Annotated in this window: 24 protein-coding genes and 1 tRNA gene; 10 read left to right on the top strand and 15 right to left on the bottom strand. The window is 66.9% G+C overall.

The genetic code is table 11. The features are described 5' to 3' along the window. The first annotated feature begins 192 nt into the window (after window positions 1–192). Window positions 193–1,557, top strand: coding sequence for an MFS transporter (locus HY058_16285; GenBank protein ID MBI3498857.1), 1,365 nt, complete (start codon window positions 193–195; stop codon window positions 1,555–1,557). A gap of 106 nt (window positions 1,558–1,663) precedes the next feature. Next, the gene (locus HY058_16280) at window positions 1,664–2,422 is read left to right on the top strand and encodes an SDR family oxidoreductase (protein MBI3498856.1); all 759 of its coding nucleotides are present in this window, start codon (window positions 1,664–1,666) and stop codon (window positions 2,420–2,422) included. 9 nt (window positions 2,423–2,431) lie between these two features. On the opposite strand, the gene HY058_16275 is transcribed toward HY058_16280, so the two are convergent. From HY058_16275 to HY058_16240, 8 genes are all read right to left on the bottom strand, one after another. Further along, window positions 2,432–2,617 (bottom strand): hypothetical protein, encoded by a 186-nt coding sequence (locus HY058_16275; protein MBI3498855.1) that lies wholly within the window; start codon window positions 2,615–2,617, stop codon window positions 2,432–2,434. Between the two features lie 145 nt (window positions 2,618–2,762). Then, on the bottom strand, window positions 2,763–3,215 hold the full coding sequence (locus HY058_16270; protein MBI3498854.1) for a hypothetical protein: 453 nt from the start codon (window positions 3,213–3,215) through the stop codon (window positions 2,763–2,765). A gap of 11 nt (window positions 3,216–3,226) precedes the next feature. Beyond that, window positions 3,227–4,081 carry a class I SAM-dependent methyltransferase gene (locus HY058_16265; GenBank protein MBI3498853.1) on the bottom strand — a complete coding sequence of 285 codons (855 nt, stop codon included), beginning with the start codon at window positions 4,079–4,081 and terminating at the stop codon, window positions 3,227–3,229. Between the two features lies 1 nt (window position 4,082). Then, complete coding sequence (locus HY058_16260) at window positions 4,083–5,222, bottom strand: aminotransferase class V-fold PLP-dependent enzyme (protein ID MBI3498852.1); 1,140 nt, start codon at window positions 5,220–5,222, stop codon at window positions 4,083–4,085. 96 nt (window positions 5,223–5,318) lie between these two features. Then, entirely contained in the window at window positions 5,319–5,660 is a 342-nt protein-coding gene (locus HY058_16255; protein ID MBI3498851.1) for a cyclic nucleotide-binding domain-containing protein, read from the bottom strand. An 11-nt stretch (window positions 5,661–5,671) separates the two neighbouring features. After that, the gene (locus HY058_16250) at window positions 5,672–6,859 is read right to left on the bottom strand and encodes an aminotransferase class V-fold PLP-dependent enzyme (protein ID MBI3498850.1); all 1,188 of its coding nucleotides are present in this window, start codon (window positions 6,857–6,859) and stop codon (window positions 5,672–5,674) included. A gap of 47 nt (window positions 6,860–6,906) precedes the next feature. Beyond that, complete coding sequence (locus HY058_16245; GenBank protein MBI3498849.1) at window positions 6,907–7,404, bottom strand: hypothetical protein; 498 nt, start codon at window positions 7,402–7,404, stop codon at window positions 6,907–6,909. Next, a complete protein-coding gene (locus tag HY058_16240; GenBank protein ID MBI3498848.1) occupies window positions 7,401–8,459 on the bottom strand; it encodes a type III polyketide synthase in 1,059 nt (352 codons plus the stop codon). The genes HY058_16245 and HY058_16240 overlap by 4 nt, the downstream gene beginning before the upstream one ends. Window positions 8,460–8,691: 232 nt before the next feature. Between HY058_16240 and HY058_16235 the strand changes: the two genes are divergently transcribed. Continuing rightward, window positions 8,692–9,408, top strand: coding sequence for a DUF502 domain-containing protein (locus tag HY058_16235; GenBank protein ID MBI3498847.1), 717 nt, complete (start codon window positions 8,692–8,694; stop codon window positions 9,406–9,408). Window positions 9,409–9,421: 13 nt separating this feature from the next. Here the strand turns inward: HY058_16235 and HY058_16230 are convergent, their stop codons facing one another. Together HY058_16230 and recG are read right to left on the bottom strand one after the other, a co-directional pair. Beyond that, the gene (locus HY058_16230) at window positions 9,422–9,619 is read right to left on the bottom strand and encodes a hypothetical protein (GenBank protein ID MBI3498846.1); all 198 of its coding nucleotides are present in this window, start codon (window positions 9,617–9,619) and stop codon (window positions 9,422–9,424) included. Window positions 9,620–9,637: 18 nt separating this feature from the next. After that, the gene (recG, locus tag HY058_16225) at window positions 9,638–11,722 is read right to left on the bottom strand and encodes an ATP-dependent DNA helicase RecG (protein MBI3498845.1); all 2,085 of its coding nucleotides are present in this window, start codon (window positions 11,720–11,722) and stop codon (window positions 9,638–9,640) included. Window positions 11,723–11,796: 74 nt separating this feature from the next. Between recG and HY058_16220 the strand changes: the two genes are divergently transcribed. The 3 genes from HY058_16220 (at window position 11,797) to HY058_16210 (ending at window position 16,057) form a co-directional block, all read left to right on the top strand. Next, a complete protein-coding gene (locus tag HY058_16220; protein ID MBI3498844.1) occupies window positions 11,797–12,057 on the top strand; it encodes a succinate dehydrogenase assembly factor 2 in 261 nt (86 codons plus the stop codon). 1 nt (window position 12,058) lies between these two features. Next, window positions 12,059–15,535 carry a transcription-repair coupling factor gene (mfd, locus tag HY058_16215; GenBank protein ID MBI3498843.1) on the top strand — a complete coding sequence of 1,159 codons (3,477 nt, stop codon included), beginning with the start codon at window positions 12,059–12,061 and terminating at the stop codon, window positions 15,533–15,535. Window positions 15,536–15,622: 87 nt separating this feature from the next. Beyond that, window positions 15,623–16,057: a hypothetical protein gene (locus tag HY058_16210; GenBank protein ID MBI3498842.1), complete on the top strand. Its 435-nt coding sequence runs from the start codon at window positions 15,623–15,625 to the stop codon at window positions 16,055–16,057. On the opposite strand, the gene HY058_16205 is transcribed toward HY058_16210, so the two are convergent. Then, window positions 16,054–16,908 carry a hypothetical protein gene (locus HY058_16205; protein MBI3498841.1) on the bottom strand — a complete coding sequence of 285 codons (855 nt, stop codon included), beginning with the start codon at window positions 16,906–16,908 and terminating at the stop codon, window positions 16,054–16,056. The genes HY058_16210 and HY058_16205 overlap by 4 nt on opposite strands. Before the next feature lie 81 nt (window positions 16,909–16,989). After that, complete coding sequence (locus HY058_16200; protein ID MBI3498840.1) at window positions 16,990–17,643, bottom strand: DsbA family oxidoreductase; 654 nt, start codon at window positions 17,641–17,643, stop codon at window positions 16,990–16,992. A 132-nt stretch (window positions 17,644–17,775) separates the two neighbouring features. Between HY058_16200 and HY058_16195 the strand changes: the two genes are divergently transcribed. The 3 genes from HY058_16195 (at window position 17,776) to HY058_16185 (ending at window position 20,909) form a co-directional block, all read left to right on the top strand. Next, window positions 17,776–19,458, top strand: coding sequence for an acyl-CoA synthetase (locus HY058_16195; GenBank protein ID MBI3498839.1), 1,683 nt, complete (start codon window positions 17,776–17,778; stop codon window positions 19,456–19,458). 78 nt (window positions 19,459–19,536) lie between these two features. After that, complete coding sequence (locus tag HY058_16190; protein ID MBI3498838.1) at window positions 19,537–19,869, top strand: NIPSNAP family protein; 333 nt, start codon at window positions 19,537–19,539, stop codon at window positions 19,867–19,869. Window positions 19,870–19,907: 38 nt separating this feature from the next. Further along, window positions 19,908–20,909, top strand: coding sequence for a hypothetical protein (locus HY058_16185; GenBank protein MBI3498837.1), 1,002 nt, complete (start codon window positions 19,908–19,910; stop codon window positions 20,907–20,909). Here the strand turns inward: HY058_16185 and HY058_16180 are convergent. The 3 genes from HY058_16180 to HY058_16170 all read right to left on the bottom strand — a co-directional run bounded on the left by HY058_16180 (window position 20,894) and on the right by HY058_16170 (window position 23,590). Continuing rightward, window positions 20,894–22,312, bottom strand: a complete 1,419-nt coding sequence (locus tag HY058_16180) for a hypothetical protein (protein MBI3498836.1) — start codon at window positions 22,310–22,312, stop codon at window positions 20,894–20,896. The two genes, HY058_16185 and HY058_16180, sit on opposite strands and share 16 nt — an antisense overlap. Then, window positions 22,309–23,421: a hypothetical protein gene (locus HY058_16175; protein MBI3498835.1), complete on the bottom strand. Its 1,113-nt coding sequence runs from the start codon at window positions 23,419–23,421 to the stop codon at window positions 22,309–22,311. The genes HY058_16180 and HY058_16175 overlap by 4 nt, the downstream gene beginning before the upstream one ends. Before the next feature lie 94 nt (window positions 23,422–23,515). Beyond that, window positions 23,516–23,590 (bottom strand) — tRNA-Thr (locus tag HY058_16170). A 369-nt stretch (window positions 23,591–23,959) separates the two neighbouring features. On the opposite strand from HY058_16170, the gene HY058_16165 reads away from it, so the two are divergent. Beyond that, complete coding sequence (locus tag HY058_16165; protein MBI3498834.1) at window positions 23,960–24,142, top strand: hypothetical protein; 183 nt, start codon at window positions 23,960–23,962, stop codon at window positions 24,140–24,142. Window positions 24,143–24,213 lie beyond the last annotated feature (71 nt).

Below are 24,213 nucleotides of genomic sequence, written 5' to 3'. Positions count from 1 at the left end.
GGTCGGGTCGCTTGCGGGGGACAAGCGGGTGCGGATGCCCGTTTTTTCGTCAGGTGTGCACGCGATCCGGGCATTGACGTCACCGCGGACCGGGATCCGCCGGATGGCGGCGGCAAGGGCGCTTGTGCCGGGTTGCCAAGGCACCGCCACTCATGGATTGTTGCCGCGCATGCTTGACCGCCTCCCGCCTCGATGACGGCCGATGACGGCCTGCCGACGCCGCAGCGCTACCGGGCCATCATCGCGATCGCGCTCGGGATCACGCTGGCGGTCCTGGACGGCGCCATCGCCAATGTGGCGCTCCCGACCATCGCGCGCGATCTGCACACGAGCGACGCGGCCTCGATCTGGGTGGTGAACGCCTATCAGCTGGTGATCACCATGTCGCTCTTGCCGCTGGCATCGGCCGGTGACATCTACGGCTACCGCCGCATCTACCGCGCCGGCCTGGTGCTGTTCACGGTGTTCTCGCTCGGCTGCGCCATCTCCGACTCCCTGACCCAGCTCACTGCCGCCCGCGTGCTGCAGGGCGTCGGCGCCGCCGGTATCATGAGCGTCAACTCGGCCTTGCTCCGCTTCGTCTATCCACGGCACATGTTGGGACGCGGCGTCGCCGTCAACGCGCTGGTCGTCGCCCTATCCTCGGCGATCGGCCCGAGCGTGGCCTCGGCCATTCTGGCGGTGGCACCTTGGCAGTGGCTGTTTGCCGTCAATGTCCCGATCGGCCTCTTGGCGTTCCTCGCCTCCGGCTCCTTGCCCCGCACGCCGGCATCGCCCCGACGCTTCGATCTCGGCAGCGCGCTCCTGAACGCGCTCACCTTCGGCCTCTTCATCATCGGCCTCGACGGCATCGGCCATGGCGAAGGCGAGCTATTCGTCGTCATCGAGTTCGCGGCCGCTTTGGCGCTCGGCACCGCGCTCGTGCTGCGCCAGCTCTCCCGCGCCGCACCCTTGCTGCCGATCGATCTCCTGCGCCTGCCGGTCTTTGCCTTGTCGATCGCCACCTCGACCTGCTCTTTCGCCGCGCAGATGATGGCTTACGTCTCCTTGCCGTTTTATCTGCAGAACGTGCTGGGCCGCACCCAGGTGGAGACCGGATTGCTGATGACCGCCTGGCCCTTGACCGTGGCCATGGTGGCGCCGATTTCCGGACGCCTCGCCGATAGGCACAATGCCGGCCTCTTGGGCGGCATCGGGCTCACAATCTTCGCTGCCGGCCTGTTGGCTCTAGCGGTCTTGCCCATGCATCCAAGCAGCGCCGATATCGTCTGGCGCATGGCGGTCTGCGGTCTCGGCTTCGCGCTCTTTCAATCGCCCAACAACCGCACCATCATCACCGCGGCGCCGAAGGAGCGGAGCGGCGGCGCCAGCGGCATGCTGGGAACCGCGCGGCTCCTCGGCCAAACCACCGGGACAGCCCTGGTAGCCGTCCTCTTCGGCCTGTGGCCGGAGGAGGGGACCACCATCGCGCTTTTAACCGCCGCCGCCTTCGCGCTCGGCGCGGCAATCGTCAGCAGCGTCCGGATGCTCGATTTCTCCCGTCCGGGATCGCCGTAGCCCAGGGTGAGCGGTCGAGCGGCCGCTTGCGCAAGTTCCGGGCTCCGCCCTACTGTCCTCCTCCACGCGGACCCGCACGCAAACCCTGCAAAGGAGAGCCCTAGAGATGGCCAAGTCGAGCAAAGTCGCGATCGTCACCGGTGCGGGGTCGGGCGTGGGGAGAGCGGTGGCGCTGGCGCTGCTTGGCGCGGGATATGCCGTGGCGCTCGCCGGGCGCCGCCAGGATGCGCTCGCGGAGACCGCCAAGCTCGGCAAGAAAACCGGGTCGAAGACATTGGTGGTGCCGACCGATGTCCGCGATCCGGCATCGATCAAGGCGCTCTTCGCCCAGGCCAAGAAGGCCTTCGGCAGGCTCGACGTGCTCTTCAACAATGCCGGCATCGGCGCGCCGCCGGTGCCGATGGAAGATCTCACCTATGAGCAGTGGAAGGCCGTGGTCGACACCAACCTGACCGGGCCGTTCCTCTGCACTCAGGAAGCCATCAAGATCATGAAGGCGCAGAAGCCCCGCGGCGGCCGCATAATCAACAACGGCTCCATATCGGCGCATACTCCGAGGCCGAACTCGGTGCCCTACACCTCGACTAAGCACGCGATCACCGGCTTGACCAAATCGACGGCGCTCGACGGCCGCAAATACGACATCGCCTGCGGTCAGGTGGATATCGGCAATGCGGCGACGCCGATGACCCAGAGAATGGCCAAAGGCGTGCCGCAGCCGAACGGGACGGTCATGGTCGAGCCGACGATGAACGCCGACAACGTTGGCCGCGCCGTCGTCTACATGGCCGGCCTGCCGCTCGATGCGAACGTGCTGTTCCTGACGGTGATGGCGACGAAGATGCCGTTCGTCGGCCGCGGCTAGGAGACAGGTCTACTTGCTCTTCCGCCAGCGGAGCACGACCGCCAAGGCTGAATCGGAACCGAGCTCGGGGTGCGCCTTGCGCACCACCGCCACGGCCGCCGCATTCTGAGCGAAGGTGCCGAGGCCTTCGTCGATGGCGGCTTTGATGGCGCGGCTGATGGCTTTCGAAAGGTCGACGGTGATCGTTGTGGTCATGGTTCTGGGCTGAAGATTGGGTTGCTCAGAGCTTAAATTCGACCGGGCTCGATCTCAATATTTTGACGTGCCTATTCGATGTGCAGATGACTGTTAATCTTACGATTTTTCTAAAATGCGAGGCGCCGCAGATTTCGGCCTTCTCTTAGCGCAAGGTGAGCCAGTTCTGATCGGCACGCGCGATGTAGAAGGCGGGATCGCGCAGCCACTGGCTGTGCACGCTCTTGCTGAAGTTGACGTAGAGCCTGCCCTCGACGATGGCGAACTGCTCGGGATCGCCCGGTGCCAGCACGCCATTGGCGACGCCATAGGCCGAGTATCCGCCATAGGCCGGCAGATAGCGGAGCGGGTCCGCAAGGAAGCGGTCGCGGTTGGCGGCACTGCGGAAGCGGTAGGTCACGCTTTGAAAGACGCTGGCGAATTCCGCCAAGCCGCGGACCGGCTTGTCGTCGGTGAAATAGGCGACGACATCGTAGCCGCCGAGGGCGAGACCGCCCGGGGCATCCACCATCTCGGCCGCCGCCCCGCCGCCATGGCCGAGCGCGAAACCGGTCACCAAGAGGACGCTGCAGCCGACAAGCACGCTCCGCCGAGGCAAGCTTGCGCCGCTCACAGGATCTTCTGCACCTGCTCGGGATCGATCTCGCTCTGCACGTGCGGTGGAAACCGCACGGGCTGGCCGGCGAGATCGACCTTTTCCCAGCCGGTGTCCGTCTTCCGCATCAGCCAATAGCCGCCATAGGCGGAAACCGAGCCGAAGGCGTCGGCCAAGGCGACGGTCACGCCGGGATGAAAGCCCTTGCCGGATTTCGGATCCCTCAGCCAGTCAGCCTCGGTCTGCGCCCGGGCGAATGCAGCATCGACCGCTTCCAGGGGCTCGTCGAAATCATCCCCGCACAGGATGCCTCCGGGGCGCACCAGCCGCTGGCCTTGAGCCACGTCGCCTCTGACCGCGTCCATGCGATGGTCGCCGTCGACATAAACGAGGTCGAAGGAGGCATCGGCCAAGGCCGGCAGCGCCTGGTCGCTGCGCGCCTTGATGGCGACGACCCGATCGCCGCCGCCCGCGACCTTCACGTTGTAGATGAACAGCTCGAACGGTATGCCGGCATTGGCCGCCACCTCCATGGCCAAGGCCGGATCGTCTTCGGGCAGCGCGCCTCCGATCAAGCCGCGCCGCCGCTCGTCGATCGGGTGATAGGGCTCCCACAGATCGCAGCAGAACACGGTGCCCTTGCCGCCGGCATATTGGTCGAGGCCGAAGAGCCAGGTCAGCGCCGAGGCGCCGACCCAGGAACCGACTTCAAGGATCCGCAAGGGAACGCCGGGCCCGGCTTTGGCCAGGAGATGCACCGTCGCCTGCATGAAGACGTAGCGCACGACGTGGCTCTGGATGCCGAAGAGACCTTTCGGGAAGTAAGGCTTGCCGCCGGAAACCGAATAGAAGGCCGGGGTGAGGGTCATATCAGCCGGTGACGACCCGGTCGAAGACGGCAAAGAAGCGGTCGACCTCTTCGACCGAGTTGTAGACATGCGGGCTCATGCGCAACGCCCCGGTGCGGATGCTGGCATAGGCCTTTCGCGCCTGCAGGCGCTCCATCAGGCCCTCCGGCGGGCCGCCCTTGAAGCCGACACCGATCATATGCGCCGCCCGATGCCGCTTGGGTGGAACCGGGAGCTGGCGCATGGCGGCGTGCTCGGCGATGCGATCGGTCATCGGCTCGATGGCATCGGCGATGGCGCGCGGCGTCCACGCCAAAAGCTGCTCCATCGCCACATTGGCCATGGGGAGCTGGATGAAGTTGCTGCGCTCGCCCATGTCGTAGCGCCTGGCGCCGGCGGCGAAGGCCTCGGGATAGCCCTTCGGGCTCGGCTCGCTCTCCACCCCGGCGCGGCTGAAGCCGTGATGCTCCAAGGGCACGCCGTTCTGGTGCTGAGGTGCGACGTAGAGGAAGCCGAGGGTGTAGGGCGAGAGCAGCCACTTGTAGGCCGAGCAGGCGAGGTAGTCCGGCTGCACGGAAGCGACGTCGAGGGGCAGCGCGCCTAAGGACTGGGTCGCATCGACGATGAAGTAGGCGCCGACCTCACGCGCGCGCTTGCCGATGGCAACGAGATCGAGAAGGCCGCCATCGCTCCAATGGCAATTGGGCACGCCGACCCAGCCGGTCGTGCTGCTGATGCGCTCGAGCACGGCGGCAGTCCAGTCGCCGTCGGCCGGGCGTGGCACCACCACGGTGCTGCCGCCGGCGGCCTGCGCCCGGCGCCGGTACTCATAGATAGTCGAGGAATGCTCGCCCTCGAGCATGACGATGGTCTGGCCCTTGGCCAGAGTGAGATTGAGGCTGGCGGTGGCGATGCCGTAGCTGGTCGAGTTGACGATCGCCACGTCGTCGCCCGTGGCGCCGATGAGCTGGCCGAAAAGGCTGCGGGCGCGCTCGACATCCTCGTAGAAGTGCCGCCGCTCGATGGTCCAGGGATGCACCTTGCGCTCGATGCCCCAGCGTCCGATGTCGCGCACGCTCTTCAGCAAGGGCGAGAGATAGGCGCAGTTGATGTAGGTGACGTCGTCGGGAATGTCGAAGAGATGTCTTTGATTGGCGAGCATCGTCGGGGCGGATCTCCGGAGGGGTGGGCGAGGCAGCCTCGCACCCTTGCCCGGGGCTGACAACGGCGAAGCGCTCCAGGCGGCGGGCCCGGCGCTTCAGCCGGACTTGCGGAGGTGGCGGATATAAGCGTGCAGCAGCGCTCGCACCACCGGATGGGACTGTTGGATCGCCGCCTCCAAGACGTGACGGTCGATCACCAAGGCGATCGTGGCCACAACCGCTTCCGCGCAGGCGCTCCGCGGCTGGTCGTCAACCAGCGCCATCTCGCCGAAGATGGCGCCTTCTTCCAAGCTCGCAAGAACAGAGCGTTCACCATTGATTATTTTGAATATTTCCACCCGACCGCGCTCGATGAGATAGGCACAATCGGCGGCCTCGCCGTCGCGGATGATCACCTGTCCGGGGCGAAACGACTTGGTCTGGAAGACGTCAACCATCGGCCTAAGGATTAGAGATCCGGCATCCGCTCGATCGCCTCACCGAGGCGATGGTAGTCGGCCATCTCATTGTAGACCTGGGCGGAGATGCGGACCCAGAGCGCGCCGGCGAGCCGGTTGAGCGGCACCTCGATCCGCCAGTCTCTGGCAAGCGCGGAGCGCACGGCGGCAGCGCTCACCCGTTCCGGCGCAAATCGTTCCGGCAGGCGCACCACGGCCATCGATCCCGTGAGCTCGCACGGCGCGCCGGTCTGCGTGCCCCAGCGCCGCGCCAAGGCCTCGGCGGCGGCGAGCACGAGCTCATGGTTGTATCGGCGCACCCGCTCGTCGCCGAGCGCTTCGCGGAAATCGAGCGCGGCGGGGACGGCGAGATAGGCGGAGGGATCGCGGGTTCCGGTCCAATCGAATTCCGCGGCGAAGCCCGAGCCATAGCCATGGGAGATGACCGCGGGATGCAGCCCCGCCTGGCGATCGGCACGGGCCCAGAAAAGCGCTGCCCCTTTCGGCGCGCAGAGCCATTTGTGCGCGTTGCCGGTATACCAATCCGCACCGAGAGCGCCGAGGTCGAGCGGCACTTGTCCCGGACCATGGGCGCCATCGACGAAGACCGGCACGCCTGCCTTGCGGCACGCCTCCACCATCCGCCGGATCGGCATGACGATGGCGGTCGGCGAGGTGATGTGATCGATGATCGCGAGCTTGGTCAGGGAGGTGAGCCCGGCGGTGAACGCCGCCAGGATCTCATCCGCATCGGCAACGGGAAAGGGCAGGGTAACGGTGACCATGCTGGCACCGGCGCGATCGACGACGTGCCGCACCGCGTTCTTCACCGCGTTGTAGGTCTGATCGTTGATCAGCACCTCGTCGCCCGGCGCCAGCCCGAGGGACCACAAGACTGCGGCGGCGCCGGTGGTGGCATTGTCGACGAAGGCGAGATCTTCGCCGCGGGCGCCGACGTAGCCGGCAAGCCGCTGCGCCGCATGGCGCAAGGCGCCGGGAAGCTCGCGGCTGAAAAACCCGGTCGGCGACAGCTCCATGCGGCGACGCCACTCGTCCTGTGCCGCCATGACCTTCCGTGGGGTCGCTCCGAAGCTCCCGTGATTGAGGTGGGCCACCTCCGGATCCAAGGCGAAGGCGCCCTGGATGGCGGAACCGAAATCGGGATAGGCGTCGTTGGCACGGGCGGCGCGGGCGGTCATGGCGCGTCCTCAAGCGAATTCATTCCAGTATAGCCGCTCCGCTCGCATCAGAGTGCCCGCCGCGGCGCCAACCAGCGCTCCTCCTCGCGAATGCGCCAAGCCAGCAGCAGGAGATTGGCCAGCCCGAAGCTGAGCGCGAGCCTCCAAGCACCGAAGGCAAGCGGCAGGAGCGGGATCTCGATGGCCACACCGGCATAGTTCGGGTGGCGCATCAGGCGGTAGGGGCCGGTGCGAACCAGCCTCGCCCCGGGCACGGCGATGATCCTGGTGGTCCAGTAGACCCCGAGGCTGCGGATGGCCCAGATCCGCCAGGCCTGCAAGGCGAGATAGAGGCCTAGGAGCGGCCAGGACGGGCTCGCATCGGCGGGGACCAGCACGGCGATGGCGGCCAGCCAGGCGCCGTGCAGAAGCACGAACAGGGGATAGTGGCCGCTGCCATGCTCGACGCCGCCATCAGCGATGAGCCGCGCCCCGTTGCGCCGGGCATATGCCAGCTCGGCCAAGCGCTGCACGGCCACGAGCGCCAGCACGGCGTAGAGGATCATGCCGGCTCGAGGGTGAGGAAGCCGGCGCTGAAGCCCGGCCCGAGCGCGCTCAGGAGATGGCGCGGGCCATCGGCGGCGGCGAGCGTGCGCTCGAGCACGAAGAGGACCGTGGCGGCCGACATGTTGCCGTAGTCCCGGAGCACCGAGCGCGCATGGGCGAGGCCGCCTTCCTGGAGCCCGAAGGTCTCTTCCAAGGCGGCGATCACCTTGGCCCCGCCGGGATGGCAAACGAAGCTGTCGATATCGGCAAGGCGCTTGCCGTGGCGGGCGAGAAACGCCATCACCGCCGGCCCGAACTCGCTGCGCACCAAGGCCGGAATATCGCGGCTGAACAGCACGCCGAGCCCATCCTCTTCGACCCGCCAGCCCATGACGTCGAGGGTGTTCTGCCAGGTGTGGACGCCGGAATGGGTGAGGGCGGGGCCATCGCCCTCGGTCGAGATCACGGCTGCGGCGGCACCGTCGCCGAAGAGGGCGGTGGCGATGATGTTGCTCTTGGAGGTGTCGGTCGTGCGGAAGGTGATCCCACAGAGTTCGACGACGAGATAGAGCACACGGCTTCCCGGTTTGGCGGCTGCGAGCGTGGCCGCATGGCCCAGGCCCACCACGCCCCCGGCGCAACCCAAGCCGAAGATCGGCAGCCTGGCGGTGTCGCGGCGGAGGCTCAGGCGCTCCATCAGCAAGGCATCGAGCGACGGCGTGGCAATGCCGGTCGAGGACACCGCGACGACCGCATCGATGTCCTCGACCGCGAGACGGGCGCGCTCGAGGCTTGACCGCGTCGCCCGTTCGAGCAGGCTCAAGGCGCCGTCGAGGAAGAGCCTGGTCTTCTCAACCCAGCCATGGGGCTCGAGATACCATTCGATCGGCACCACCGAATAGCGCCGCTCGATCCCCGCATTGCCATAGACCTGGACCAGCCGCTCGAAGTCGCGGGCCCGGCCGTTGAACACCTGCCGGGCGCGCCGAACCACGTCCTCTTGCTCCAGCACATGGGGCGGGACTGCCGTGGCGAGCGACAGGAGCCGGGGAGGATAGGGCGCAGAGGACGACATGAGGGCACCTTATCAGCGACGGTACCCCCAAACAGGGCATGGCACTACACCCGGCCCCCCGCCATGGCAATCGAAAACCCGCTTAGTGCCGTCGGGCGGACAGGCGACGCCTAGGGTCCCGGCAGCGCCCGATCGCGCGATTTGCACGGGGCTTGCTGACTGAGGCTTTCGAAGCGCCGCTCCAATCGGCTAGCATGCGCCCCCTTTCGTCCAGGACGGATGTTACCTTGCGATGACCGATCCCAGCGGCAACGGCGAGCCCCGCCAGCCTGAGAGCGAAGGCGCCCTCAGCGCTCTCCATGTCAGCCTCAGCGCCAGGCTCAGGGCCTATTTCTTCGCCGGCGTGCTGATCACCGCGCCGATCGCGATCACGATCTATCTTTCCTGGCAATTCATCGCCGCGGTCGACGGCGCCATCACGCCGCTCATTCCGGCGGTCTGGAATCCTGCCCACTATCTGCCCTTCAGCATACCGGGTCTGGGCCTCATCATCGTCGTCATCGGCATCACCTTCATCGGCGCGGCGACCGCCGGCTTCATCGGGCGCGTCTTCCTGCGCGTGAGCGAGGCCATGCTCGCCCGCATGCCGATCGTGCGCGGGCTCTATGGCGCGGTGAAGCAGATCATCGAGACCATCTTCGCGCAGCGCTCGAACGCATTTCGGCAAGTGGCGTTGATCGAGTTTCCGCGCCCCGGCGTGTGGACCGTCGGCTTCATTGCCGGGCCCACCCATGGCGAGCTCGATCGCGCCGGCGGCGGAGATCTGGTCGGCGTCTATGTGCCGACTACGCCCAACCCCACTTCGGGCTATCTCCTCTACGTGCCGCGGGCGCAGGTGAAGGTGCTGGCGATGTCGGTCGAGGACGGGCTCAAGCTGGTGGTCTCCTGCGGCATCGTCAATCCGCCGGACCGCAGCAATGGCGGCGGCGGCGCCGGCCGCGGGCGATGAGAGGCAACGCCGCCTATTGAACGCGTTTTGCCGGGAACTGCACCAGGATCGGGCGCTTGCCCGGGTCGTCCTCGCGGTGGGCGCGGGCTAAGAGCCGGGCGAGGGTGACCGTGGCCGATTTCGGCGCCTCTGCGGCGATCCTTCGACCCTTCGCCAAGTCCAGGACCTCTTCGAAGGTCGGGGCGGAGCCGGCGGTGCGGGTCTTGGGCATGGCGCCATGATACACGGCTCAGCCCGATCGCAAATAGCGGACTGCCGCGTCCCGTTCGAAGAGGTAGAGGAGGGTGCGGAGCGACTCGCCGCGGGGGCTCTTCAGCTCGGGATCCCGCTCCAAGGCGAGCCTGGCATCGTCCCTGGCGGCGGGCAGGAGCTCGCCATGGACGGCCAGATCGGCCAAGCGAAATTGCGGGAGTCCACTCTGCCGCGTTCCCAAGACCTCGCCGGCACCGCGGAGCCGCAAATCCTCTTCGGCGATGCGGAAGCCATCCTCGGTCTCGCGCAGGATCGCGAGCCGTGCCTTGGCGGTCTCGCCCAAAGGCGCCTGGTAAAGCAGAAGGCAGGTGGAGGCCCGCTCGCCGCGGCCGATGCGGCCGCGGAGCTGGTGGAGCTGGGCTAGCCCGAAGCGCTCAGCATGCTCTACGACCATGACCGTGGCCGCCGGCACGTCGACGCCGACCTCGATCACCGTGGTCGCCACCAGGATTTGCGCCCCGCCCTCGGCGAAGTTGCGCATGGCCTTGTCCTTGGCCGGGCCTTTGAGGCGACCGTGGACCAGGCCGACGCGGTTCTCTCCGAAGCGGGCGACGAGCTCGACATGGCGCGCCTCCGCCGCCGCCACATCGAGGGCTTCCGACTCCTCGACCAGCGGGCACACCCAGAACACTTTGGCGCCGGCATCGAGCGCCCGTCCGACCGCTGCGACCACCTCTTCGAGGCGCTCCAGCGGCAGCACCCTGGTGTCGACCGGCTTTCGACCGGCGGGCTTCTCGGTCAACCTCGAGACGTCGAGATCGCCATAGGCCGCCAGCATCAAGGTGCGCGGGATCGGGGTTGCGGTCATCACCAGGACGTCGACGCCGCGGCCCTTGCCGGCAAGCTCTACGCGCTGGCCGACACCGAAGCGGTGCTGCTCGTCGATGACCGCCAGCGCCAGATCCTTGAAGGCGACCCCTTCCTGCACCAAGGCATGGGTCCCGACCACGAGGGGAAGGCTGCCATCGGCCAGGCCCTGGAGCAGCCGTTCCCTGGGCTTGCCCTTGTCGCGTCCGGTCAGGATCGCCGTCGCAATGCCCGCCGCCTCAGCCAGGGGCTCGATGGTGGCGAAATGCTGCCGCGCCAGGATTTCGGTGGGCGCCATCAGTGCTGCCTGCGTGCCCGCCTCGATCGCCGTCAACATCGCCAAGAACGCCACCACGGTCTTGCCGCTGCCGACATCGCCTTGCAGCAGCCGCAGCATCCGCCGGTCGCTGGCCATGTCGGCGGCGATCTCCGCATCGGACATGCGCTGCGATCCAGTGAGCTGATAGGGCAGCGCCTGGATCACCTTCTCCCGGAGCTTGCCGTTGCCGGCGATCGGGCGCCCGGGCAGGCGGCGCTGATGCGCCCTGACCAGCTCGAGGGCGAGCTGGTTGGCCAAGAGCTCGTCATAGGCGAGCCGGGCGCGCGGCGGCGTCGTCGGGTCGAGATCGGCTTCGCGCTCCGGCGCGTGCGCTTGCACGAGTGCCGCCCGCCAGCTCGTCCAGGCTTTGCGCCGATGGAATTCCGCATCCTGCCATTCCGGCAGATCCGGGCTCCGCTGCAAGGCGGCGGCGACGGCCTTGGCCAAGGACTTCGCCGGTAGCCCCGCGGTCATGGGGTAGACGGGCTCGACGCCTTTCAGCGACTGCGCCTCGGCCGGTGTCGCGATGTGATCGGGATGGCTCATCTGCGCCCGCCCGTGAAAGCGCTCGACCATGGCGCTCACCACCCGCACGGCACCCACCGGCAGCGCCTTGGTGAGCCAATCTCCTTTGACGTGGAAGAACACCAGGTCCATGAGCCCGGTCTCGTCGCGGCAGACGACGCGATAGGGCCGCCGCGGGTTGGAGGGCTTCTGGTGCTCGACGACGGTGACGGTCATGGTGGCGATGCGCCCATGCGGTGCGTCCGCGACCTTGGGGGCGAAGCGCCGGTCGATGAGACCCGTCGGCAAATGCCAGAGCAGGTTCACCACGTGCTCGCCCGTGAGCTTGGCGACGAGCGTCGCCAGCCGGGGACCGATGCCGGGCAATGCTCGAACCGGCGCGAACAAGGGAAACAGGATCTGCGGGCGCAATGTCAGATCCCTTTGAAAAATGCCGGCTAACCCGGCTGACAGTGAAGCCGATCGGCCTTATATCGTAGCCTGCAATGCAATCCGATGTCCGCCGCAAGCGTCTGTTGTTCCGCAGCTCCCATACCGGCACCAAGGAGATGGATCTCTTTCTCGGCGCCTTCGCCGAGGCGCATCTGGCTGCCATGACCGATGCGCAGCTCAGTCGCTACGAGGCCCTGCTGGAGATCGACGATCCCACGCTTTATGCCTGGATCACCGGCCGCCAAGCGCCTCCGCCGGGGCAGGAAAGCGATGTCTTGGAGTTGATTCGAAGTTTTAAATATCGCCCGTACTAACTTGTATTCCCTTTCTGATCTCCTCTCGATTGCGGGCCGCGTCGAGGTCTCGGGAGCGCCCGAAGGCCTGGATGCGTTGCTGCTCGGCGACCTTGCCCTGGCCGTGCCCGGGCGACCGGTGCTGCATGTGGCCCGCGACGATGCGCGCCTCGCGCGCCTGATCGAGGCGCTCCGCTTCTTCCATCCACGCCTCGAGGTCCTGGCGCTGCCGGCATGGGACTGCTTGCCCTATGACCGGGTCTCGCCGAGCCCGGACTTGGTGAGCCGCCGCATCGACAGCCTGACCCGGCTCGCGACCAGCCTGCCCGGCGCCCCGGGGCGCATCGTCGTCACCACGGTGAGCGCGGTGCTCCAGCGCCTGCCGAAACGCCCGGTGCTGGCGAACGCGGTCCGCGAGCTCAAGCTTGGCGACCAGGTCCGAGTCGAGGGTCTGGTGACCTATCTGCAGCACAATGGCTATCGGCGCGCCGAAACCGTGCGCGAAGCCGGCGAATACGCGCTCCGCGGCGGCATCCTGGATGTGTTCCCGACCGGCACCGAAGAGCCGCTCCGGCTCGATTTCTTCGGCGACGAGCTTGAAGGCATCCGCAGCTTCGACCCCTTGAGCCAGCTCACGACGGCCAAGCGCGAGCGCCTCAGCTTCAAGCCGATGAGCGAGGTGATGCTGGATCCCGATTCCATCCAGCGCTTTCGCTCCGGCTACCGTGCCGCCTTCGGCGCCGACACCGCCGATCCGCTCTATGAGGCGGTCAGCGCCGGCCGCCAGCATGCCGGCATGGAGCACTGGCTGCCCTTGTTCCATGACCGGCTGGAGACGGTGTTCGACTACCTGGACCAGGCGCGGGTGACCCTCGACCATCAGGTCGATCTGGCGATCGCCGCTCGCTTCGAGACCATCGCCGAATACTACGCGGCCAGGCGCTCCATGAGCCGGGTGACCGAGGAGGATGGCGGCACGCTCTATCGGCCGTTACCGCCCGAACGGCTCTATCTCACCGCCCAGGAATGGCAGGACCGGCTGCTGGAGCGGCCCGTGGCCGCGCTCTCGCCCTTTGCCGGCGGTGGCGATGGCTTGCAGCGCGCGGATGCCGGCGGCAAGCCCGGGCAGGATTTTGCCGATGTGAGAGCCCAACCCGACGCCAACGTCTACGAGGCCGTGCGCGAGGCGATCGAAGGGCTCGGGCGCGCCGGCCAGCGCGCGGTGGTGGCGGCCTACACCGAAGGCTCCGCCGACCGTCTCAAGCATCTCCTGGCCGAGCATGGCTTGAACAAGCTCGAGCGGGCGCCGGATTGGAGCGCGGTCGCAGCACTCCCGGCGGGAACCGCGGGCCTGGTCGTGCTCGGCCTCGAGCGCGGCTTTGCCACCGATGGACTCGCCGTTCTGGCCGAATCCGACATCCTGGGCGAACGGCTGTCGCGCCCGAGCCGCCGCGGGCGCCGCGGCGAGGCGTTTATCCGCGAGGCCTCGACCTTGGCCGAAGGCGATCTCGTCGTCCATATCGAGCACGGCATCGGCCGCTATGACGGTTTGGTCACCCTCGATGTCTCGGGCGCGCCCCATGACTGTCTCCGCCTCCTCTATGCCGGAGGCGACAAGCTGTTCGTGCCGGTGGAGAACATCGAGGTGCTCTCCCGCTACGGCTCGGAGGACGCCGATGCGCAGCTTGACCGGCTCGGCGGAGCGGCCTGGCAGGCGCGCAAGGCCAGGGTCAAGCAGCGCGTGCGCGACATGGCCGACCGGCTCATGCGCATCGCCGCCGAACGGGAGCTGAAGCAAGGCGAAACGGTCAGCAAGCCCGATGGCCTCTACGAGGAGTTCAGCGCGCGCTTTCCCTATGCCGAGACCGACGACCAGCTGCGCGCCATCGAGGAGGTCGAGATCGACCTTTCCTCCGGCCGCCCGATGGATCGGCTGGTTTGCGGCGATGTCGGCTTCGGCAAGACCGAGGTGGCGCTTCGGGCCGCTTTCCTCGCCCTGATGGCCGGCATGCAGGTGGCCGTGGTGGTGCCGACGACCTTGCTCTGCCGCCAGCACTTCCGCACCTTCTCCGAGCGCTTCAAGAGCCTGCCCGTGCGGATCGGGCAGCTCTCGCGCCTCGTCGCCAGCAAGGAGGCGGCGGAAACCAAGAAGGGCGTGAGCGACGGCAGGGTCGAGATGGTCATCGGGACCCACGCCTTGCTCGCCAAATCCATGCGCTTTGCCAATCTCGGCCTGCTGGTGGTCGACGAGGAGCAGCATTTCGGCGTCGCCCAGAAGGAGCGGCTGAAAGAGCTCAAGGCCAATGTGCATGTGCTGACGCTGACGGCGACGCCGATCCCGCGCACCCTGCAGATGGCGCTCTCGGGCGTGCGCGAGATGAGCGTGATCGCCACCCCGCCGGTCGATCGGCTGGCGGTGCGCACCTTCGTCTTGCCCTATGATCCGGTGATCGTGCGGGAAGCGATCATGCGCGAGCATTTCCGCGGCGGTCAGACCTTCTATGTCTGTCCGCGCATCGAAGACATGCCGCGGGTGCTGGAGCGCCTTGAGAAGCTGGTGCCGGAGGTGAAGGTCGCCACCGCCCACGGCAAGCTCAGCCCGCGCGCGCTCGAGAACGTCATGAGCCGGTTCTACGACCGCGAGTTCGATATCCTGCTCAGCACCAACATCGTCGAGTCCGGCCTCGACATTCCGAGCGCCAATACGCTCATCGTGCATCGTTCCGACATGTTCGGTCTGGCCCAGCTCTACCAGCTTCGCGGCCGCGTCGGCCGCGCCAAGATCCGCGCCTATTCCTACCTGACCCTGCCGCCCAACAAGCTCTTGACGCCATCGGCGCTAAAGCGTCTGGAGGTAATGCAGACCTTGGACACGCTCGGCGCCGGCTTCAGTCTCGCCTCGCACGATCTCGATATCCGCGGCGCCGGCAACCTCCTGGGCGAGGAGCAGTCCGGGCATATCCGCGAGGTCGGCATCGAGCTCTACCAGCAGCTCCTGGAGGAGGCGGTGGCCGCTGCCCGCGGCGGCGAGACGCTGGCAGAGGCGGATTCGTGGACGCCGCAGATCACCTTGGGCACGCCCGTGCTGATTCCCGAGAGCTATGTCGCCGACCTCTCGGTGCGCCTCGGCCTCTATCGGCGCATCGCCACCCTGGTCGACCAAGCCGAGATCGATGCCTTCGCCGCGGAGATGATCGATCGCTTCGGCAAGCTGCCCGACGAGGTGGAGAATCTGCTGCGAATCATCGCCATCAAGCGGCTCTGCCGCAGCGCCGGGGTGGAGAAGGTGGAGGCGGGGCCCAAGGGTGCGGTGGTCAGCTTCCGCAACAACCGCTTCGCCAAGCCCGAAGCGCTGGTCAAATACATCTCCCGGCAAGCGGGCACGGTGAAGGTCCGCCCCGACCAGAAGCTGGTGTTTCAACGCGGCTGGGACACCGACCAGGCCCGTGTCCAAGGTCTGCACCGGCTGATGTCGGAGCTGGTCAAACTCGCCGCCTAGAGAGATAGCTCAAATGCGAGATATCCAGCGATCGCGAGGCAAAACAAACCAGTTGCATACCCGCACCCCGAAGCCCCACATTAAGACATGTCCGATCTCGATAAGGTGACCGTCCGCGCCGTAGGCATCCTCGCGGATGCAACCGCCCGCAATGTCGGGTCGGGCTCGATGGTGCACCTGAAGCTCATGCGCGCGCAGACGATCGCCAGCCAGCCGGCACTGGACGCCGCCGGCAGCGTGTTCGACCGGCTGCCCGGCGAGCAACGTGCCGGCATCCGCACCGACGCCGAGACCCAGGCGCACGAAGAGAATAAGAACCAGGCCTTCGACGAGGTGCGGGACCTGTACAAGGGCCTGGCACCGATCGACGGGCCGGCGGAGAAAGCCGCAGCCGCGCAGCCCCGGCATCTGCGGGCGGCGGCCAGCGAGCGGCAGTGGAACGAGAGCCGGCCGCAAGCGACGGATCGTCCGGCGCAGACCCCGGATCGTCCGGCCAAGAGCCGAGTCGGCTTCGGGTCCTAGGACCCTTTCAGCCAAATCCAGGTGAGCTCGTGCTTGTTGTGAAACAGGTGCCGCAGTTCTGCGCCTGGAATCCGCCGGAATTCCTCTTGGACCGCTAGATCGGCTTCGCCTTGTAACTTGATGGTGCAGACCATCCGTCTGGCGCGGCCGGACTCGATCCAGGTTTCAACGAGCCTCAGCAAGCGCCGGGGATAGCAGACGACATCGGAGAATAGCCAATCGATCGGTCCGATCTCACCGGGCTGGAGCGCGAAGGCGCTTTGCCGACGCTGCTCGACGCCGGAAAGCGTGGCGATCCTCGGATCAAGCGGCGCCTTGTCGACGGCGATCACGCGGGCGCCGAGCTTCGCCAGCGCCCAGGTCCAGCCGCCGGGGCTGGCGCCGAGATCGAGGCAGAGCGAACCCGGACCCGGTCGCTCGCCGATGAGGGTCAGCGCCTCCCATAGCTTCAGATAAGCGCGATTGGGCGGGCCGTGCCGATCCTCGAGGAAGCGGGCTTCGCCATTGGCAAAGGCGCTGGAGCAGCGGGGCGAGGCCAGAATCGTCTGCTGATCGAGCAAGGTCCAGGAGCCGAGCGGAGCTTCGGGCGCCGGGGATGGGAAGGAAAGCGGCTTCGCCGAGACATGGGGCAGGCTTGCTTGGATCAGGCTCGCCCGGCGATGCAGCCGATCGGCATAGAGCGCCCAATTGCGTTGGAGCCGACGGAGCCTGCGCGCACCGTCCGAGATCGAGGCGATCTCGATCTTGACCGGCTCGTACCAGAGGTTCTGCACCCAGGCGGCCGGGCGCGGCGGCCCGTCTGCCAGCACCAGGCGGCCATGCACCTCGCTCACCTCGCCGAGCTCGGCCATGAGCTCGTCGAGATGGTCCTCGGGTGCGAGATAACCGGTTTGGCTCAGGGCGGCCGCTTGCTGTCCGCGTCGCGGCCGGGCTCAGTCGGAAGCCGCCCGAACCGACTCTCCGTCCGCGCGCGCGGCGTCGAACAGCGGGCCGAAGGCTTCCGGTTCCTGGGCTCCGGCCAGCGCGAACTTGCCATCGACGACGAAGCAGGGAACCCCGCTGATGCCGGCGCGATAGGCGAGCTGGCTGTCGGCCTCGACCTCGGTGCGGTCCTCCGCGCCCCGCAAATAGGAGGCGACGTCGTTCCGCCCGAGACCGGCCTCGGCCGCCAGCATCGCCAGAGTCTTGTCGCTGCTGAGATCCGCCCCTTCGAGGAAATATCCCAGAAACAGCCGCTCGACCATCGCATCTTGACCGCCTTCGCGGCTGGCGAGCCGGATCAGCCGATGCGCCTGCACGGTATTCGGCGTGCGTCGGATCTTGTCGAAGGCGAAGGCGATGCCATCGCCGCGCCCCGCCGCCGTCACCCGCTCGTAGATCTCCTCGGCCCGCCCTTTGTCGCCGAACTTCGCCTCGATGTAGTGCTGACGGTCCATGCCCTCGGCCGGCATGTCGGGGTTGAGCTGGAAGGCGCGCCAATGCGCCGTGAGATCGGGCAACGGACGGGCGGCAAGCGCCCGCTCCAAGCGCCGCTTGCCGATGAAGCACCAGGGGCAGATCACATCGGAGAAGATATCCAGGCGCATGGCACCCATCCCTTTCGCTGATCGCCATCCAGTATAACGCCGTTCTTCGCCCGTGGGTTCACGAGGGGTGGTCGGGTCGCGTGCGGCGCTGGCGATGTACCGGCACCGGCAGGGCGGCTATAACGAACCGCCATGCCGTCCAGCCTCTTCGATCGCGATCTCGACCGCAACGCCGCGAACTTCGCGCCCTTGTCGCCGGTGCCCTTCCTGGAGCGCACCGCGTCTATCGACCCCGGCAAGACCGCCATCATTCATGGGCCGCTCGAGCGGAGCTACGGGGATTTCCATGCCCGCTGCCGGCGTCTCGGCGCGGCGCTGAAGGCACGGGGCATCGGTCCGGGCGATGCGGTCGCGGTGCTGGCGCCGAACACACCCATGGCGCTCGAGGCGCATTTCGGCGTGCCGATGGCGGGTGCCGTCCTGAATGCGCTCAATGTCCGCCTGGACGCCGCCGGCGTCGCTTTCATCCTCGAGCATGGCGGGGCGAAGCTGCTCTTGTGCGACAGCGAGTTTCGCGGCGTGGCGCTCAAGGCGCTGGCGATGATCGAGCCGAAGCCGATCCTGGTGTCGGTCTTCGATACGCTCGGACCCAAGGTCGAGCCGTTCGGTCAGGTCGACTATGAAGAGCTCTTGGCAGAGGGCGAGGACGGATTTGCCGGCTTGCTGCCCAAGGACGAGTGGCAGGCGATCTCCCTCAACTACACCTCGGGCACGACCGGCAACCCGAAGGGCGTGGTCTATCACCACCGCGGCGCCGCTCTCAATGCGATCGGCAATGCCATCGCCTTCGGCCTCTCGGCAAGGACGGTCTATCTATGGACGCTGCCGATGTTCCACTGCAATGGCTGGAGCTATCCCTGGGCGGTGACCTTGGCAGGCGGGACCCATGTGTGCTTGCGTCGGATCGACGCAGGCGAGGTGTTTCGGCTCATCGAACAGCATGGGGTGACCCATCTCTGCGGCGCGCCGATCGTGCTCACCATGCTGATCCACGCGCCCGATGCCGCGAAGCGGCGGTTTGCCCACCGGGTCGAGGTGGCGACCGGCGGAGCAGCGCCACCCAGCGCCGTCATCGCCGGCATGGCGGCGATGGGCTTCCGCGTAACGCATCTCTACGGGCTGACCGAGACCTATGGGCCGGCGACGCTCTGCGCCTGGCAGGAGGCGTGGGACGGTCTTGCCGCACCCGAGCAGGCGCTCCGGATCGCCCGCCAGGGCGTCAACTATCCGACTATGGAGGCGTTGCGGGTGGCCGATCCGGCCACCGGCAAGGAGGTACCGGCAGACGGAAGCACCATCGGCGAGCTGCAGCTCCGCGGCAACACGGTGATGAAGGGCTACTTGAAGAACCCCAGCGCCACCGCCGAAGCCTTGGGCTCGGGCTGGCTCCGCACCGGCGATCTCGCGGTCAGGCATCAAGACGGCTATGTCGAGATCAAGGACCGAGCGAAGGACATCATCATTTCCGGCGGCGAGAATATCTCGAGCCTGGAAGTGGAGGAGGTGCTCTACCGACATCCCTCCGTCATGGAGGCGGCGGTGGTGGCGCGGCCCGACGCGCATTGGGGCGAGAGCCCGTGCGCCTTCATCTCATTGAAGGCCGGCGCCGGCGAGACGACGCACGAGTCGATCATTGGCTGGTGCCGGACCGAGATGGCGCGCTACAAGGTGCCGCGCACGGTCGTCTTCGGCGAATTGCCGAAGACCTCCACGGGCAAGATCCAGAAATACCTGCTGCGCGAGCAGGCGAAGGCCATGGGCGCGCGCGCCCACGACGACGAATCGGATGAATGGACGAGCGCTTCTCGCGCTTGATGACCGGCAGCGTGCTTACCGTCGATGATGGTCACGCAATCGGCTCGCTCAGAACACGGACCCCATGAGGAGATGGCAATGATCGTCGACCACCGCACTTACACACTGAAGCCCGGCGCCGTTGGCGCGTACTTCGCGGCCTATGAGAAACAGGGACTGAAGATCCAGCTGAAGCATCTCGGACGCTTGGTCGGCTATTTTGTGAGCGAGGTCGGTCCGCTCAACCAGATCGTTCATATCTGGGCCTATGAAAGCCTGGCCGAGCGCGATCAGCGCCGCGGCGCGATGCAGGCAGACCCGAAATGGCAAGCCTGGGTCAAGAATTCCCGCGACTATTTTCTGGCGCAGGAGAACAAGATCCTGAAGGAGGCGCCGTTCAGCCACGTCAAGTGGACCGGCCCGAAGGGCTGAGATGTCTCTGCCTTCGGAAACACGCTGATACCGGGCACGTGAGAGAAAAGACGGCGAAGGCCAACTGGCTCATAGTGAGGCCCGGAGCGCTCGGCGATGCCGTGCTGACGCTACCGGCATTGACGGCGCTCTTGGCCGAAGGTGGGCGGGTCACCGTCCTTGGTCAGCGCCGGGCCTGGTCATTCCTCAGACCCGACGTCGCGGGAATAGTCCTGGCGGATATCGAATCGGCACCGTGGCGCGGCCTCTTCGCCGCCGAGGGATTTGCCGCCGGCGCGGCAAGCCCGCTCACCGGCTTTACCGGCGCTGTCCTCTATCTCGGATCGATGCGCGAGCAGGTCGCCGAAGCCCTGGCGCGTGCAGGGATCGCCGATATCATCGGCACGACGCCCATCCGCACCGAGTGGGCGGGTGTGGCCGAGCACGCGGCGGAGCGACTCCTCGCGCCGGTCGCCCGCAGGCTCGGTTGCTCGCTCACGGTGAAGGCGGCGGGCCTCGCAGAAGATCCGATGCTGGCGCTCACCGAGGTCGAGCACGCGAGAGCCTGGCAGGGAGTTGTCCCAGCCGAAGGTGCCGCCGGCCTCTTGGCACTCCATCCCGGCAGCGGCGGCATCGCCAAGCGTTGGCCCGTCGAGGCCTACTGCAGCCTTGCCGCGATCGTCCAGCGGCGGTGGGGCCTGCATCCCCTGTTCCTGATCGGTCCGGCGGAGCTGGAGCTATTGCCGACGCTTCGCTCCGTTCCTCATTCCATTCTGGCGATCGACCGACCGCTGCGCGACGTGATGGCGCTCATCGCCGGATCCAGAGCCTATGTCGGCAATGATTCCGGCGTCTCGCATCTGGCCGGGCGTGCCGTACCCAGCCTCGTGCTCTTTGGGCCGACCGATCCCCGGCAATGGCGGCCGATGGGCCCGATGGTCCGCACGCTTCAGGCGGATCGCGGCCGACTCGACACGCTGCCGGTGGCGGCGGTCGAAGCGGGATTGGCGGAGCTGCTCGGAAGCGGCGTGAACGGTGCTGCGGCTCAAGCGCCGCCATAGAGCGCGTCCAGGCCCTCGCGCCGGAGATGGTCGGCCCGGTCCGCGCCGGCGACGAGCTCCAAGAGGCGCACCGTGCAATAGAGATTGGCCTCGGCGGTGGCGCGCTGCCCCGCCGCCAGCGAACCCTTGCGCACATGCTCCAGAAGCGCGTTCGCCCGCTCTTCCATGGAGTCGCGGAGCTGCTCCAGCTTGAGCTCGACCGCGCCGGCGAGCCCCAGCTCCTGGGCGAACTGGGCGCAAAGCCTGAGAGCGATCGCGTGTTTCTCCGCCAGCCCGAGCTGATCCTCGTCGGGCCGCTTCTCCCAGAAATTGCCGCCGCCCGGGATGAGCTTCTTCGCGTCGCGCGACATGACATGATCGAGAATCCGCCGTTCGGCGCCTTCGAGCAGGTTGATCCGTACCATCTCGCCCAAGGAGCGCCGCGCGCGCTCCAATTGCTTGTCGAGCCCGGCATTGCCGCTGTTCTTGACCACGCCCTTGGCGCCCTCGAGGCCCCGCACGCAGCTCGCGACCTGCCGGGCAAGCGCCTCCGGGTCCGGCTCGGTCTCCTCGGCGCTGCCTTCGCGCAGGCTGGTCAGCTGCTCCTCGGTGTTTGCCACCAGCGCGGCGGCGGCGAGCTTGGAGATCTGGCTGTTGACCTTGCCGCCATCGGGGCCGCCCAGCTTTTCGAGCACCTCGGAAATTTCCCAGGGCTTCTCCATGCGCGCCATGAACACGAACAGCAGCAGCTCGGGCTTCCGGGTCGAGGCGGTGCCGACCCGCTCGAGCGCCCCCTTCAAGACATCGATCGAGGCGCGATCGACGTCGTGGATCGGCTTCGGCGGCAGCACCGCGTGCAGGGTCTCGACGTCTTCGGCCATCTCCAGCATTTCGGCGACGTCTTGTAGGGCCAAGTAGATGTGCTCGCCGCGAACCCGCTGGATCAGCTCGCGCATGGCGGTCTTGTTGGACTTGCTGTACTCGATGGCGGCACGCAAGACCTCGGCTGCGTGATGCCAGAGGCTGATGCCGGTGGCGGAAGCTTGGTTTGCATCGGCGCCGGCGCTGGTGAGCTCGCGGGAGAGCTCGCTCAAGAGCTCACGGTCGCCGTCCTGGTTGAGCAGGCGCCAGATCGGTTCAATCGCACTTCGGGGCAACTTGCCGAGCACGTTCTCCTTGCTCTTGGTCGAATAGAGGAGATCCTCGAACGGCCGGCAGAACAGGCGCTTCAGCGATGCCCGACGCGGCGGCCGCAGCATGACCAGGCGCGGGCGCACCTTGCTCAGGATCATGAGCACGCTCAAGGGATCGGTCGTGCGCTCGAGGCGCTGCTCCAGCATGGCGACGAGCTGGATGAATTTCGGCGCCGGAATGTCGAAGAGCTGCTCTTCGAGAGCGCCCAAATTGAGATCGGGGTCGCTCATGTCGGCATGCTCTTGTAGCGCTCGAGGCGAAGCATGAGATCAATGTCGATCTCGCCCGTGGTCCAGCTCTCCAGAACACGGACCTGCCGGCGCATGGACTTGGTGAGATCGTTCCAAGTCGCCTGCTGGGCGGCTTGCATCTCATTCTGCGGGATCAGCGGCAAGAGCCGCACCATCTCGACCAAGGTCTCGCGCTGGCGGTATTTCGGCTCGGGCTCGGCCGCGGCCCACATCTTGATCAGGATTTCCCAGCCATCGAGCAGCCAGGAGATCCGATGCAGGTTATTGACGATGACCTCGTATTGGTCGGTCCATTCGTTGAGCGCTTCGGAAACTTTGCTCGCCAGCCGATCCGTGGTGACGACCACCTCCATGACGAAGCGTTGCGTCTCCTGCGCGGTATCGGCGCAGAGCTGCGCATCGGCAATCGAGTCCCCGGTCTCGGAAGCGGCCCATTCGGAGAGCGCCCGGGAAAACGGCAAAAGGCGCTTGGACAGCTTCCGGAGCGGGCCCTCGACCGGCGTGTCGACTATGCCGATGGGAGTTACGGCCGTACCCCATTTCTCCAGCCGGTCGTAGAGCTCGTCGGCGTTGATGCCGAGATCGAGGGCGACGAAGCCGAGCGCACGCTTGACCCGCCGCTTGCCCTCCTCGGTCACCAGCTCCTCGAGGGAGGTGTTGGTCTTGTCGTCGGACAGCTGCTCGAGGGTGCGGACGATCAGGAAGAAGCGCGCCAGCAGCTCGTGGTTGTCCAGCTCTTCCAGAAAGTCGCGGGCGGCTTTGGCGACGCCGGGTCCGGCAAGCCCGGTGCGGGCGACCTTGAGCGCCGCCACCCGGATCTCGTGCGGGGTCGAGACGTTGGCATCGGCGATCTCCTCGTAGAGAGCCCGGTCGTGCACGGTCATCTTGAAGATTTCCGGCAACGACGCCCACGGAATCACGTAGGTGCCCTTGGTGCCGGACATGCCCGGGACCAGAAGCTCCAGCTTTTGATCGTCGGGCTGGCGCACGCGGGCAGAGGCAAGGATCGGCGTGGTGAACGGCACCGTGGCGCCGCGTTCCTGGAAGGTCGCTGGCCAGAAGCTCTCGCCGGAGCTGGACCCCGTCATCTGGCCTCGATCTCGGAGATCGCCGATCTCGCCGTGGCAGCGCTCGTGTCGGCTCCCAATCGGTAAGACGTGGCGGTGGCTCCCGCTGGCTGGCTGGTGCCGCCGGACAGGATTGAACTGTCGACCTCACCCTTACCAAGGGTGCGCTCTACCACTGAGCTACGGCGGCTCGCATCGGAAACAAACCCGTCGGAAGGCCGTCGGGTCGAATGGCCGGGCACACTGCCATACGCCCCGAGGCGACGCAAGCGGGAGGGGGAGCATCTCAGGGGCGGTTAAGGACTACGAATCAGACGCTTGAGGCCAATTAATACCATCTAGGATCGGGTAGGGTGCGGTCGATCGCCGCATCGATACGACGCCGCAAACGGTATAGGACGGCGACGCCGATCGAAATGCCAAATACCAGCAATAACATTGTCGTAGCGAGTGCCATCGTGCCTCCGGAGAATCTATGCTCTATATCATCGGCTTGTGACCGCACTGTGACGGATTGGCGGTATCATCGGGGCCGAGTGCGAGGGGCGGAGAGTTTGGCTTGAGCGAGCATGACGACGAGCGGAAGCGCCTAGGCGGCGGCAAAACGACGGCCGCCGGCGCTCGACGCGGGCGCGAGGCCGATGCGCTACGCACCAATTTGAGCCGCCGCAAGCAGCAGCTCCGCGCCCGCGAGGCGCTCGCCAGACTGTCTGCCCGCACGCGCTCGAAGGACGAGACCTGAGGCCGCTCCGTCATCTACGCGAGACCGTGGTCGCCTTGAGGTAGCGGGGGTCGTCTTGAGGTAGCGGGCGT

The organism is Pseudomonadota bacterium, from assembly GCA_016195085.1.
Classification (GTDB): Bacteria; Pseudomonadota; Alphaproteobacteria; order SHVZ01; family SHVZ01; genus JACQAG01.
This window is presented reverse-complemented; position numbering and strand designations above follow the sequence as displayed.

Bases quoted from the DNA above. Each gene is read 5' to 3' on its own strand.
- HY058_16180 (MBI3498836.1), bottom strand. From the start codon at position 22,312: ATGAGCGACCCCGATCTCAATTTGGGCGCTCTCGAAGAGCAGCTCTTC.
- HY058_16200 (MBI3498840.1), bottom strand. From the start codon at position 17,643: ATGCGCCTGGATATCTTCTCCGATGTGATCTGCCCCTGGTGCTTCATC.
- HY058_16280 (MBI3498856.1), top strand. From the start codon at position 1,664: ATGGCCAAGTCGAGCAAAGTCGCGATCGTCACCGGTGCGGGGTCGGGC.
- HY058_16260 (MBI3498852.1), bottom strand. From the start codon at position 5,222: ATGCTCGCCAATCAAAGACATCTCTTCGACATTCCCGACGACGTCACC.
- HY058_16220 (MBI3498844.1), top strand. From the start codon at position 11,797: ATGCAATCCGATGTCCGCCGCAAGCGTCTGTTGTTCCGCAGCTCCCAT.
- HY058_16235 (MBI3498847.1), top strand. From the start codon at position 8,692: ATGACCGATCCCAGCGGCAACGGCGAGCCCCGCCAGCCTGAGAGCGAA.
- HY058_16250 (MBI3498850.1), bottom strand. From the start codon at position 6,859: ATGACCGCCCGCGCCGCCCGTGCCAACGACGCCTATCCCGATTTCGGT.
- HY058_16265 (MBI3498853.1), bottom strand. From the start codon at position 4,081: ATGACCCTCACCCCGGCCTTCTATTCGGTTTCCGGCGGCAAGCCTTAC.
- HY058_16195 (MBI3498839.1), top strand. From the start codon at position 17,776: ATGCCGTCCAGCCTCTTCGATCGCGATCTCGACCGCAACGCCGCGAAC.
- HY058_16205 (MBI3498841.1), bottom strand. From the start codon at position 16,908: ATGGCCGAGCTCGGCGAGGTGAGCGAGGTGCATGGCCGCCTGGTGCTG.
- HY058_16240 (MBI3498848.1), bottom strand. From the start codon at position 8,459: ATGTCGTCCTCTGCGCCCTATCCTCCCCGGCTCCTGTCGCTCGCCACG.
- HY058_16285 (MBI3498857.1), top strand. From the start codon at position 193: ATGACGGCCGATGACGGCCTGCCGACGCCGCAGCGCTACCGGGCCATC.
- HY058_16230 (MBI3498846.1), bottom strand. From the start codon at position 9,619: ATGCCCAAGACCCGCACCGCCGGCTCCGCCCCGACCTTCGAAGAGGTC.
- HY058_16190 (MBI3498838.1), top strand. From the start codon at position 19,537: ATGATCGTCGACCACCGCACTTACACACTGAAGCCCGGCGCCGTTGGC.
- HY058_16245 (MBI3498849.1), bottom strand. From the start codon at position 7,404: ATGATCCTCTACGCCGTGCTGGCGCTCGTGGCCGTGCAGCGCTTGGCC.
- HY058_16275 (MBI3498855.1), bottom strand. From the start codon at position 2,617: ATGACCACAACGATCACCGTCGACCTTTCGAAAGCCATCAGCCGCGCC.
- HY058_16175 (MBI3498835.1), bottom strand. From the start codon at position 23,421: ATGACGGGGTCCAGCTCCGGCGAGAGCTTCTGGCCAGCGACCTTCCAG.
- HY058_16255 (MBI3498851.1), bottom strand. From the start codon at position 5,660: ATGGTTGACGTCTTCCAGACCAAGTCGTTTCGCCCCGGACAGGTGATC.
- HY058_16210 (MBI3498842.1), top strand. From the start codon at position 15,623: ATGTCCGATCTCGATAAGGTGACCGTCCGCGCCGTAGGCATCCTCGCG.